The 12,077-nt window shown below is 71.8% G+C and carries 11 protein-coding genes; 1 reads left to right on the top strand and 10 read right to left on the bottom strand.

Annotation, left to right across the window (positions count from 1 at the left end; all coding sequences use genetic code 11):
• Positions 1-45: 45 nt before the first annotated feature.
• Positions 46-2,283: a catalase/peroxidase HPI gene (gene katG / locus ACFPL3_RS27820; protein ID WP_379589732.1), complete on the top strand. Its 2,238-nt coding sequence runs from the start codon at positions 46-48 to the stop codon at positions 2,281-2,283.
• Positions 2,284-2,354: 71 nt separating this feature from the next.
• On the opposite strand, the gene ACFPL3_RS27825 is transcribed toward katG, so the two are convergent.
• The 10 genes from ACFPL3_RS27825 to ACFPL3_RS27870 all read right to left on the bottom strand — a co-directional run bounded on the left by ACFPL3_RS27825 (position 2,355) and on the right by ACFPL3_RS27870 (position 12,008).
• Positions 2,355-3,647: a TRAP transporter large permease gene (locus ACFPL3_RS27825; protein WP_343937549.1), complete on the bottom strand. Its 1,293-nt coding sequence runs from the start codon at positions 3,645-3,647 to the stop codon at positions 2,355-2,357.
• Positions 3,635-4,423, bottom strand: a complete 789-nt coding sequence (locus ACFPL3_RS27830; RefSeq protein WP_343937551.1) for a creatininase family protein — start codon at positions 4,421-4,423, stop codon at positions 3,635-3,637. The genes ACFPL3_RS27825 and ACFPL3_RS27830 overlap by 13 nt, the downstream gene beginning before the upstream one ends.
• Positions 4,420-4,947 (bottom strand): TRAP transporter small permease, encoded by a 528-nt coding sequence (locus tag ACFPL3_RS27835; RefSeq protein WP_343937553.1) that lies wholly within the window; start codon positions 4,945-4,947, stop codon positions 4,420-4,422. Before ACFPL3_RS27835 ends, ACFPL3_RS27830 begins: the two co-directional genes overlap by 4 nt.
• Positions 4,944-5,987, bottom strand: a complete 1,044-nt coding sequence (locus ACFPL3_RS27840; RefSeq protein WP_343937555.1) for a TRAP transporter substrate-binding protein — start codon at positions 5,985-5,987, stop codon at positions 4,944-4,946. The genes ACFPL3_RS27835 and ACFPL3_RS27840 overlap by 4 nt, the downstream gene beginning before the upstream one ends.
• On the bottom strand, positions 5,984-6,466 hold the full coding sequence (locus ACFPL3_RS27845; protein ID WP_343937557.1) for a RidA family protein: 483 nt from the start codon (positions 6,464-6,466) through the stop codon (positions 5,984-5,986). Before ACFPL3_RS27845 ends, ACFPL3_RS27840 begins: the two co-directional genes overlap by 4 nt.
• A complete protein-coding gene (locus tag ACFPL3_RS27850; RefSeq protein ID WP_343937559.1) occupies positions 6,463-7,419 on the bottom strand; it encodes an NAD-dependent epimerase/dehydratase family protein in 957 nt (318 codons plus the stop codon). The genes ACFPL3_RS27845 and ACFPL3_RS27850 overlap by 4 nt, the downstream gene beginning before the upstream one ends.
• Positions 7,416-8,585 (bottom strand): mandelate racemase/muconate lactonizing enzyme family protein, encoded by a 1,170-nt coding sequence (locus ACFPL3_RS27855; protein WP_343937561.1) that lies wholly within the window; start codon positions 8,583-8,585, stop codon positions 7,416-7,418. The genes ACFPL3_RS27850 and ACFPL3_RS27855 overlap by 4 nt, the downstream gene beginning before the upstream one ends.
• The gene (locus tag ACFPL3_RS27860) at positions 8,582-10,222 is read right to left on the bottom strand and encodes a thiamine pyrophosphate-dependent enzyme (RefSeq protein ID WP_343937563.1); all 1,641 of its coding nucleotides are present in this window, start codon (positions 10,220-10,222) and stop codon (positions 8,582-8,584) included. The genes ACFPL3_RS27855 and ACFPL3_RS27860 overlap by 4 nt, the downstream gene beginning before the upstream one ends.
• On the bottom strand, positions 10,219-10,893 hold the full coding sequence (locus ACFPL3_RS27865; RefSeq protein ID WP_343937565.1) for a GntR family transcriptional regulator: 675 nt from the start codon (positions 10,891-10,893) through the stop codon (positions 10,219-10,221). Before ACFPL3_RS27865 ends, ACFPL3_RS27860 begins: the two co-directional genes overlap by 4 nt.
• A 74-nt stretch (positions 10,894-10,967) precedes the next feature.
• The gene (locus tag ACFPL3_RS27870) at positions 10,968-12,008 is read right to left on the bottom strand and encodes an Lrp/AsnC family transcriptional regulator (protein WP_343937567.1); all 1,041 of its coding nucleotides are present in this window, start codon (positions 12,006-12,008) and stop codon (positions 10,968-10,970) included.
• Positions 12,009-12,077 lie beyond the last annotated feature (69 nt).

Below are 12,077 nucleotides of genomic sequence, written 5' to 3' on the forward strand. Positions count from 1 at the left end.
AACCAGGAAGGACCCAGCGTGCCCCCAGAGAGCGAGAACCCCGCAGTGACCGACCCGAAGCCCCGTGACGAGTCCCTGAGCCCCCAGGGCACCGACACCACCGCGAGCACCAGCGAGAGCGAGAACCCGGGCATCCCGAGTCCCACTCCGCACACGAGCGGCCGTCCGCGCACCAACCGCGACTGGTGGCCGAACCAGGTCGACCTGGCGGTCCTGAACAAGACCTCCCCCGACTCCGACCCGCTCGGCGCGGACTTCGACTACCGCAAGGCCGTCTCCCAGCTGGACTTCGACGCGGTCAAGGCCGATCTCGTCGAGCTCATGCGCTCCTCGCAGGACTGGTGGCCCGCCGACTGGGGCCACTACGGCCCGCTGTTCATCCGCCTGTCGTGGCACGCCGCAGGCACCTACCGCCAGGTCGACGGGCGCGGCGGTGCCGGTGACGGCGCCCAGCGCTTCGCCCCGCTCAACAGCTGGCCGGACAACGCCAGCCTCGACAAGGCCCGCCGCCTGCTCCTGCCGATCAAGCAGAAGTACGGCCGCAGCCTGTCCTGGGCGGACCTGCTCGTGCTGGCCGGCAACGTGGCCCACGAGGACATGGGCCTCGAGACCTTCGGCTTCGCCTTCGGCCGCGAGGACGTGTGGCAGCCCGAGGAGGTCTTCTGGGGTCCGGAGGACACCTGGCTCGGCGACGAGCGCTACCACGGCGAGGACACGCCGCTCGAGCTCGAGGGCGCTCTCGGCGCCGTCACCATGGGTCTGATCTACGTCAACCCGGAGGGCCCGAAGGGCAAGCCGGACCCGCTGGCCTCCGCCCACGACATCCGCGTCACCTTCGGCCGGATGGCGATGAGCGACGAGGAGACCGTCGCCCTCATCGCAGGCGGCCACACCTTCGGGAAGGCGCACGGCAACGGCGACCCGAACCTGGTCGGCCCCGAGCCGGAGGCCTGCCCGGTGCACTCCGTCGGCGGCCTCGGCTGGACGAACCAGAACGGCACCGGCAAGGGCGAGTACGCCTTCACCAGCGGCCTCGAAGGTGCCTGGACGCCGAGCCCCACCACGTGGGACAACGGCTACTGGGACACGCTGTTCGGCTGGGAGTGGGAGCTCACCGAGAGCCCCGCCGGCGCCAAGCAGTGGAAGCCGAAGCAGCCCGAGGGGCAGGAGCTCGTCGACGACGCGCACGTCGAGGGCAAGAAGAATCCCCCGATGATGCTGACGAGCGACCTCGCGCTGATCACCGACCCGGAGTACCGCAAGATCGCCGAGCGGTTCCGGGACAACCCCGACGAGTTCGCGGACGCGTACCGCCGGGCCTGGTTCAAGCTGCTGCACCGCGACATGGGCCCGGTGTCGCGCTACATCGGGCCGTGGGTGCCGCAGGAGGTCCAGCTCTGGCAGGACCCGCTCCCGCCGGTCGAGCACGAGCTGATCTCGGACGCCGACGCGGCCGAGCTCAAGAAGCAGATCCTCGCCTCGGGCCTGACGGTCCCGCAGCTCGTGCACACCGCGTGGTCCTCGGCCGCCTCCTACCGCGGCACCGACAAGCGCGGCGGCGCGAACGGCGCCCGCCTGCGTCTCGAGCCGCAGGCGAGCTGGCCGGTCAACGCAGGCACGCAGGAGGTCATCGCCACGCTGGACGGGGTCCGGCAGGCGTTCGGCAAGCCCGTCTCGCTCGCCGACACGATCGTCCTGGGCGGCTGCGCCGCGGTGGAGAAGGCCGCCGCGGACGGCGGTGTGACCGTCACCGTGCCGTTCAGCCCCGGCCGCACCGACGCCTCGCAGGAGCAGACGGACGTCGACACGTTCGCCTACCTCGAGCCCCAGGCCGACGGGTTCCGCAACTGGATCTCCCCGGACGGTAAGGCCGAGCCGGAGCGGCTGCTCGTCGACCGCGCCTACATGCTCGAGCTCACGGCCAAGGAGATGACGCTCCTGGTCGGTGGCCTGCGCGTGCTCGGGGCGAACACCGGTGGCGTGCAGCACGGCGTCTTCACCGACCGCCCGGGCGTCCTCTCGCAGGACTTCTTCCGCAACCTGCTCGACCTCGGGGTCGAGTGGAGCACCTCGCGCGACGAGGAGGGCGTCTACGAAGGCCGTGACGGCAGCGGCAACGTGGTGCGCACCGCCACCGCGGCCGACCTGGTCTTCGGGTCGAACTCGATCCTGCGCGGCATCGCGGAGGTGTACTCGGCCGACGACGCGAAGGAGCGGTTCGTCCACGACTTCGTCGGGGCCTGGGACAAGGTGATGAACCTGGACCGCTTCGACCTGCGGTAACCCGCTCGATCCGACGGCGCCCCGGTCCACTGCACGCGCGGTGGGCCGGGGCGCCGACTTTCACAGGCCCGTCACGGACCGAGCAGGATGCCGGGTAGCCAGGTCACCAGCCCCGGCACCAGGGCGAGCAGGAGCAGGACCACCAGCATCGCGCCGAAGAACGGCAGGACGGCGACGCTGAGCCGGCCGAACGGAACCCCGCTCGTCTTCGTGACCACGTACAGCAGGGCGCCGACCGGCCAGGTCAACAGCCCCATCATCAGGTTGACCACGACGAGCACCCCGAAGTGGATCGGGTCGATCCCGAGGTCCTCGGCCACCGGCAGCAGGATCGGCAGGAAGATCAGGATGGCCGGTACGGCGTCCATCGGCATACCGACGATCAGGAAGAACAACATCGCCAGCAGCAGAAACGCGACCGGGCCGACATCGAGCGTCTCGACCAGCCCGGTGACGTTCTCGCTCAGCCCACCGACGGTGAGCACGTAGGAGAAGGTCCCCACAACCGCGAACAGGACCATGATCGTCGCGCTGTTCACGGCGCTGCGGCGGAACAGCGGGAACAGGTCCGAGGGCGTGATCGTGCGGTAGACGACCAGCCCGAGGAACAGCACGTAGGTGGCGGCGAGGATGGAGATCTCGGTGACCGTCGCGAAACCCGTGATGATGCCGACGACGAGGAACAGCGGCGCCAGCAGCGCCGGGAGCGCCCTGCCGAGGAGCGACAGCGGGGAGACCGCGGTGTAGGCGTCCGGGCGGGCCTCGGGGAGCTTCCCTCCGCGCCGACCCTGCCACATGATCACCACGACCATGGACGCCGCGAGGAGCAGGGCGGGGACGACCCCACCGAGGAAGAGCTTGCCGACCGAGAGGTGTGTGACAAGCGCGACGAAGATCATCGGGATGCTCGGCGGGGACACCGGCCCGATGACGGGTGCGCTGGCGTTGATCGCCGCGGCGTAGGAGGCGTCGTAGCCCTCCTTGCGCATCGCCGGGAGCATGACCGACGAGACGGCGGCGGCGTCGGCGGGCGCGCTGCCGGAGACACCGGAGATCCCGACGTTGGCGCCGACGGTCGCGTAGGCCAGCCCTCCGCGGAACCGACCGAGGAAGTACATGAGCAGCGCGACCATCCGGTCGGTGAGGCCCGCGCGGTTCAGCAGCTCGCCGGTGAGGATGAAGAAGGGGATGGCGAGGAGCTCGAAGTTGCCGACGCCGTCGGCCATCGCGGTCGGGAGGTCGGTGGCGTCCCCGAGCCCGAGTACGGCCAGCGCCACCAGCGCCGCGGCCCCCATCGACACCCAGACCGACAGGCCGAGCGCCATGAAGGCGAACAGGGCCCCGAAGAGGATCAGGACGTCCACGGGCCGCCCCGATCGGTGAGCCGGCTCGGCCGCCGGGCGAAGTCCCGGACGAAGTCGGTGGTCCGTTCGATCGCGACCGCGCTGATCTCGGTGCCGGACTCGGACGTCGCCCGGGTGGCGTCCCCGAAGACGCCGTTGCGGGTCCGGGAGGCGAACGAGCGGACGACGCCGGCCGCGAAGGGTTGGTAGTTGTCCTCGAGCACTCCGTAGTCCTCGATGAGGTCACCGGCTTCCAGAGCGTCCGGGCGCACGAGGTCCTCCGTCAGGGCCATGGCGACCGCGGTCTCGATCTCGCAGGCATGTCCCCAGCGTTCCGTCGCGCGGTGCCGCGCGATGACGTCAGAGGCCTGGGTCATCCAGAACGTCGACGCGGCCTCGATCCCGTGCTGGTGAGCCAGCTCGGTGATCAGCACGCCGAGGACGTTCTCGTTCCCGCGGTGCCCGTTCACGAACACCACCTTGGTGATGCCGTGGACCGCCAGACTGCGCGCGACGTCGGTCAGTACCGCCCGGAACGCGTCGGCGCCGATGCTGATCGTCCCCGGGAAGTCCATGTGGTGCGCGGACAGCCCGAACGGCAGGGGCGGGGTCGCGACGACGGTGGGCGCCAGCGCGGCCGCCACCTTCGTGGCGATCGCCTGGGCGATCCGCCAGTCGACGCCCATGGCCAGGTTGGGCCCGTGCTGCTCGGTGGCGCCGACCGGGATCAGGGCGAGGACGGGGCGCGGGGACAGGCCGGCGAACTCGGTGGTCGTCAGGTCGTGGATGCTGCTCACGGGCGTCCTTCCGGCAGGTCGTCGAGGGGGACTTCCGCGCTCGGCAGGCTCAGCGGCCTGGACACGGCCGCCGCGAGCAGCAGCAGCCCGGCCACCGGGATGGCCGCGTAGGTCCATCCCGTGGAGATGCCGAGCTGGACGTACGGGATGGCCGCCCGCACGGTGGTGACCGTGTACCCGGCGATGACCAGGACGAGGAAGAACAGCACCTCCAGGACCCGGAGACCGAGGAGGAGCACGACCTGCGGGCGGCCGCTGAGCTTGGTGTCGAGGTAGCCGGTCACGATATGCTCGCCCGCGCAGTAGGCGGCGACGACACCGGTCATGACCATCCACAGCAGCATCACCTGGCTCAGGTCCGTCACCCAGACGAAGCCGCCGCCTGCGGCCCGCAGGCCGACCTGCAGCAGGTTGAGGACCAGCAGTGCGATGAAGAGGGCTGCGGAGACCCACTGCGTGACCCGCCCGATCGGGCCGCTGAGCCGCGACGACGCCCCCGGCTCCGCCAGCGTGAGGATCCTCATTGTTGCTGGTCCCGGAGCTTGCGCGCGGTGTCCAGCACGCCTGCGGGCCACAGCTGGCCGTCGAACTGGTCGAACTGGCCCTCCAGCGCCGCGCGGAACGCCTCGACGTCCGGCTCGACCACGGTGATCTCGGACCTCAGCTGCTCCTCGGCCGCCACCAGCTGCTTCTCGACCTCGGCCGTGTCCAGCTGCCCGGCCTCGGTCGCCAACCGGGTGATCGTCTCCTGGTCCTCGGCGCACAGGCCGCCCCACCACGCGTCGTTGACGTACCAGGACCGGGCGTCGCGGATGTAGTTCGTGGGCATGTAGTAGCCCTGCACCTCGTTCAGGCTCTGGTTGATCATCGTGATCGCGCCGTTCTCCTGGGCGTCGACCACGCCCTGGCGCAACGCCAGGTACAGGTCGGACAGCGGCACGACCTGGGGGTTCGCTCCCAGCGCCCGGGCGAATGCCTGGGGCATCGGAGCCTCGGCGATCCGCAGCTTGAGCCCCTGCATGTCCGCAGGTGTGGCGATCGGGCGGTTCGCCGACAGCGCCCGGGGCTCCGCGTCACCCTCGACCGCGATGACCCGCACGCCCGTCTGCTCGGCGGCCTGCTCGAAGAGCTCGGTGAACTCGGGGGACCGCAGGACGCCGAGGAGCTGCTCGTAGCTGTCCCACATGAACGGGACGCTGACGACGGTGAACGCGTTCGCCCCGGACAGCGTCGGGTAGATCGTGATGCCCTCGTAGAACATGTCGACGCCCTGGCCCGAGCTCAACCCGGCGAAGATGCCGTTGACGTCACCGAGCTGGCTGTTCGGGAACACCCGCACCGTGATCCGCTGGTCCGTGGCCTCCGCGATGTGGTCGGCGAACCGCTGGGCGGCCAGCGTCGCCGGATCACCCTCGGCCCGGATCGTCGCCAGTCGCAGGTCCTGCGGGGCGCAGGACCCGTCGGAGTTCTGCTGGGCCGAGTTGCCGGTGAGGAAGCCGCAACCGGCCAGGGTCGTGACGAGCACGGCGACGGTGGCGACGACGGTCGCCCTGGGGAACCTCATGGATGTGCCTCCGGGGTGCGCGCGGTCAGGATGAGCTCGATCTCGACAGGTGCTCGGCGCGGGAGCGCCGCCACCCCGACGGCGGAGCGGGCGTGGCGGCCCTTCTCGCCGAAGATGCGGCCGAGCAGCTCGCTCGCCGCATCGATCACCCGGGGTTGGTCGTGGAAGTCGGGGGTGCTCGCGACGAACCCGGTGACCCGAAGAATCCGTTCCAGCGCATCGACGCTCCCGACGTGCGCGGCGGCGCAGGCGATGCCCTGCAGCACGCAGACGCGGGCGGCCTCCTGGGCCTCCTCGATGCCGAGGTCGGCGCCGAGCGTCCCGGTGATCCGGACCGTTCCGTCCTGCTTGGGCAGCTGGCCGCTGACGTACAGGACGCCGGCGTTGTCGGTGACGGGCACGTAGTCGAAGCTCGGCACGGCGGGCTCGGGGAGCACGAGCCCGAGTTCCTCCAGCCGTGCGCTGGGCAGATCCGTCATGCGATGTCCTCCTGCGAGGGGTCGAGGTACCGGCGGGCACCGGAGGCGGGGTCCGCGAAGCGGGGCGCGAACCCGATGTCGGTGCGAATCCGGGTGGTGTCCATGAAGGGGAGGTCCGGGGCGCCGTCCGAGGCCGCCTCCACGTGTGCGGTGGCGGTTGCTCCCGTAGCAGCCACGAGGGCGGTGCCGAGCGCGAACAGGCTCGACCGGTGGCCGGTGGCGTTGTAGACCGGCGCGGTGGCCGCAGGGTTCGCCGCGCACTCGAGCAGGCAGCGGGCGGCGTCGTCGACGTGCATCCAGTCCGCGGCGTCGGTCCACGCCCGCAGGTGGGCGGGCTCACCCGCCGCGACGCGCTCCGCGAACGTCACGAGGTCGCGCTGGCTCCCGCCGTACCACCGGCCGCTGCCGTAGACCAGCGGCAGCCGCACGCCGACGGCGCGGATCCCGTACCCGGGGGCCAGCACCCGGGCGATCTGCTCGGCGCCGACCTTGGTGGCCCCGTACACGAGCTGCGGCGCCACGATGACGTCCTCGACGACCTCGACGTGCCCGTAGTCGGCCCGCGGGCCGTACACGGTGCTGCTGCTCGACCACGACAGGTGCCGGCAACCGGACCGCTGCAGGGCCCGCAGCAGCACGGCCGTACCTCGCACGTTGACGTCGACGGCACGAGCCGGGTTGCTCCCGGCACCGCCGGCGAGGCCGTCGGTGCCCTCGCCGTACGCGGCGAGGTTGACCGCGGCGTGCGGGGCGAAGTCCGTGAGGGCTGCGGTGAGCGCCTCCTCGTCGGTGATGCCGAGGGCAGCGTGCCGGACGGACGGCAGCACAGCCGGGCGGCGCGGGGCCGCCGGGTCGATGCTCAAGACCTCCCAGCCCGCGCAGACGGCCTGGCGGACCACCTCCTGCCCGATGAAGCCGTTGCCGCCGACGACGGCCAGCCGCCGCCCGGTCACCGGTCGCTCCGCAGACGCGCGAGTGCCTTCTCGTCGATCTCGATGCCGAGACCCGGCGTCCGGGGGACGAGGAGGTCGGTGCCGTCCCGGCCCAGCGGCTCGGCCGCGAGCTCGTCGCGAAGCGCGTTGGTGCCGCGGTCCATCTCGAACCAGAGGGGTTCGGGCTGGTGGTCGGTGTGGGGGTAGGTCGGCACGCCTGCCAGCAGCTGCACGGTCGCGGCCTGCGAGATCGCGCCGCCCCAGACGTGGGGCGAGAAGCGGACGTTCCAGGTCTGTGCCAGGTGGGCGATCACGCGTGCCTCGCTGATGCCGCCGCACTTGGTGACATCGGGCTGGGCGACGTCGATCAGGCGGCCGGCGATCAGGTCCCGGAACCCGAACCGGGTGTAGACGGCCTCGCCCGCGGCGAGCGGCACCCCGCTGCGGCGCAGCAGCCGCAGGCCCTCGTGGTCGTCCGGGGTGACCGGTTCCTCGGCCCATCCGAGGCCGTGCACGCGGACCGCTTCGAGGGACCGGATCGCCTGGTCGGCCGTGTAGTTGCCGTTGAAGTCGACGAACAGCGCGGCGCCGGGACCGAACGTCTCGCGGGCGATCCGGGTGCGTTCCTCGTCGCTGGCCACGCCGAGCCCGATCTTGATCTTGACGCCGGGGTATCCCTCGTCGGCCGACTCCTGCAGCACGCTGCGGAACCGGCCGAGGTCGTTGTCGATCGTGACGTAGCCGGTGGAGGCGTAGGTGCTGATCCGGTCGCGGGTGGGGCCGCCCATCAGCTCGTGCACGGGTCGGGAGAGTGTACGGGCGAACGCGTCCCACATCGCGATGTCCAGGGCACTGGCGGCGACGACGTGCAGGCCGGACGACGAGTAGTGGTACGACTGCTGCAGGAGCCCGGTCAGCCAGTTCGACGAGGGCCGCAGCGGGGTGCCGACCAACCTCTCGCCGAGCTCGTCGACGAGCGTCCTGGCCGCGGGTGAGCCGCCCCAGGCTTCCCCCCAGCCGACGACGCCGTCGCTGGTCTCGAGGCGGACCAGGACGGCGGCCCGGCCGGGCACCAGGCCGCGCGACGACCCGTACCGGTCGGCCACGTCGAGCGGGTCGGCCACCGGGATCGATTCGATGCGGGCGATGGTGCTCTGCGCCCGTGGTTCGCTCGCGAACTCGCTCACGGGCGGCCTCCGAGCAGGCCACTGAGGGTGGCCGACGGCGTCAGCACGTCGCGGGCGGTGCGGGCGACCAGCACCCGGGGCCCCCGGACGGTGAGCAGCTCGCGCACTGCGTCGTCCAGCTCGCCGGGGTCGTCGACGGTGCGGGCGGTGGCCCCGAGGGAACGGGCGAACGCGCCGAGGTCGACCGGGCCGATGTCGACGGCCGTGGGGCGTCCGGTCGACCGTGCCTGGTGCATGGCGATCGTCCCGTACAGCTGGTTCTGGAAGACCACGACCAGCGGCTCGGCGCCGCACCGGGCGGCCGTCTCGAGCTCCTGTCCGGTCATGAGGAACCCGCCGTCGCCCGCCAGCCCGAGCACGGTGCGCGTGGGCGCGGCGAGGGAGGCGGCCACGGCGGCCGGGACGGCGTACCCCATCGCGCCTGAAACCGGGCCGACCTGGGTGCGGGGGTGGTTGAAGCGCCAGTAGCGGTGCCCGAACACCGAGAAGTTGCCCGCGTCGTTGGTCACGATGGTGTCACCGGGCAGGTGCGCGCGAAGCGTCGCCATGACCGTCGCCGGGTGCAGGCCCTCCCCGTCGGGCGGAACGTCATCCGGGGTGCTGAACCGCTCGTAGGTCACGCGGGCCCGCTCCCACGCGGAGCGCGGCCGGTGGCCGCGTTCCGCGGCCAGCCTGGTGAGGGCTCGGGCGAACGCGACGGGGGAGGCGTGGACGGCGATCCGCGGGGTCGTGACCGCCCCGAGGTTCTCGGCCGCTGCGTCGACCTGGACCACGGCGGAGCCGGCCGCCGGGAGCGTGTACGTCTGCGTGGTGACCTCGTCGAGCCTGCTCCCCAGAACGAGGACGACGTCGGCATTGCGCAGCGGACCGATGATGTCCTCGGTCGTGCCGAGCGCCAGGTGGCCGAGGTAGTTCGGGTGGTCGTTCGGGAAGGTGTCCTGACGGCGGAAGGCCGCGTACACGCCGAGCCCGACCGCCGCGGCCAGCTCGGTGAGCTCCGGGTGCGCGTCCTGCGCTCCCTCACCGACGATCATGACTGGTCGCTCGGCGGCGGCGAGCAGGTCGAACGTCTGCGCCACGTCGGCATCCGCGGCGGCCGGTCCGGTGGCGGGGGTGGGCGGGTGCGCCCGAACGCCCTCGCCGGCCAACACGTCGGCCGGGAACGCGACGACGGATGGTCCGGGACGCGGTCCCGTGCTCCGCAGCAACGCCCTGGCCACGATCTCGGCCGCTCGGTCCGCACGGTGCACGGTCGCGCCGAAAACGGTGATCTCGTCGTAGAAGCGGGGGAGGTCGACCTCCTGGAAGGCCTCCTTGCCCAGGTGGTCGGTCTCCACCTGCCCGAGCAGCGCGATCATTGGGGTCGAGTCCTGCCGCGCGGTGTGCACCCCGATCGCCAGGTTGGCCGCGCCCACGGCGCGCGTGGCCATGGCCACGGCCGGACGACCGGTGACCTTGGCGTCGGCCTCGGCCATGAAGGCGGCACCCGACTCGTGCCTCGTCGAGATCAGGTCGAGCCCGGGGCGACGGGTGACCTCGTCCATCAGCTCCAGGAAGCTTTCGCCCGGAACCGTGTAGAAGCGTGTGACACCGGCCTGTTCCAGCAGGTCGACGACGGTCGCCGCAGCGGTGCTCATGCCGGCACCTCCGCACCCTCGCCGGCCAGGCGCTCGCTGACCGTGTCGATGTGCCGGGAGGCTGCGGCGATGAGGGTGTCGCGATCACCGGCCGCGAGCGCGTCCACGATCGCGTGGTGCTCGGTCTGGGCCTGCTGGGAGTCGGCGGCCGGGCGCCCCCGGTAGTAGCGCGCGATCTGCAGGTGCACCCGGAGGTCGTCGTAGGAACCGACCAGGTACGGGTTGCGGCACGGCGTGATCGTCATCTGGTGGAACTCCGCGTCGAGCTGGTTGAAGCTGACGATGTCCAGCTCGGGCCCGGCCACGAGCCCGTCCAGCTTGGCCAGGACCTGCCGGATCCCCTCCAGGTCCGAGCTGGTGGCGAGGACGACGCTGCGCTCCAGTGCACCGAGCTCGATGACGCGACGGGCCTCGAGCAGCAGGCGCAGGCTCTCGACGTCGAGGAGCGGGGTGACGCTGAAGCCCTTGTACGGCGCGAGCGTCACGAGCTTCTCGGAGACGAGGCGGTTCAGTGCTTCGCGTACCGGCGTGTGGCTGACCCCGAGCTCCTTGCTGAGACGGTCGATCTGCAGGCGCTCGGCGGGTGCGAGTCGTCCGTCGAGGATGCGGTCGCGGAGGGTCTCGTACGAGCGGTCGGTCAGACCGTCGCGAGGAACGCCGGAGCCAATCATGGTTTATATATATTCCATAATCTGCGACCGAGGCAAGCGTCGCCGCGAGCCGCATCGGGCGTGCGCGGTGGCGCTCAGCGCGCCGCGAGGGCGGTGGGCACCACGACCTCGCCGGTCGCGCGCCCGCGTTCGTCCAGCATCCAGCCCATGCGCTTGGGGGTGCGCAGGTTGACCGCGTTGTCGCGCAGCCGCATCCAGGGCAGCCGCTCGCCGAAGAGGCGCTCGATGCGCAGCATGTCGTGCAGGGAGCGGGTCCACACGGTCATCGCGATGTTCGCGTCGCCGGTCATGGACAGGCACATCCGCAGCTCGGGGAGGGTGGCCAGGGCCGCGATCGTGCGTTCCTGATCGGCGGGCTCGACGTGGGCGGTCCAGGTGCTGCTCACCGACCAGCCGGACACCTCGGCGGCGAGCTCGCAGCGGAACGACAGCAGGTCGGAGCCGATGAGCCGGGCGAGCTGGCGGCGCACGGTGGCGGTGTTGCGTCCCGTCGCCCTCGCGAGCTCCGCCGCGGTGCGCCGGCCGTCCACGGCCAGCCCCTCGATGAGGGGCCACGCCTGCGCGGGTGGCGTCGTCCGATTCGCGGGGGTCGACCGGGCCTGCTCCGCCTCCAGGGCGTCGACCTGCGCCGGGTCGAGCGCGTCGAGGCGCCAGTGGGTGCCGTGCCGGTGGATCGCGGTGGCCACGTAGGTGCGCTGGCGTTCGACGCCGGGCAGCGCCTCGAGGTCGTCGAGCACGAACGCGGTCAACGCGGCCAGGTCCCGGGTGATGACCGTGAGCAGCAGGTCCCGGCCGCGGGTGGACTCCTCGACCGTGACGGCCCGCGGGTCGCGGCACACCGCCTCGACGACGGAGCGCCGGGCGCCGGGCAGGCAGTCGACCTCGACCAGCGCGAGCGTGACGTGCCGGTAGCTGCCGCCCGGGTGCGCGGTGACCCAGGCCAGCCCCCGCTCGCGCAGCCGGTCCCAGCGGGCGGCGAGCGTGGCGGGGTTCGAGCCGAGGACACGGGCCGCCGCGGCCCACGAGACCCGTGGCGCGATCTGGAGCGCGTGCAGCAGCGCGAGGTCGTGCTCGTCGATGTCGTCTGCGTCGACGGGGTGCGCATATCTGCTCACCAGAGCCATCTTGCTGCACGAATCGATGGATTCCGGGCCGGGTCGCGTATCCGATGCGCAGACTGCGCC

The sequence above is a fragment of the Pseudonocardia zijingensis genome, assembly GCF_042657305.1.
GTDB classification, from domain to species: Bacteria; Actinomycetota; Actinomycetes; order Mycobacteriales; family Pseudonocardiaceae; genus Pseudonocardia; species Pseudonocardia zijingensis.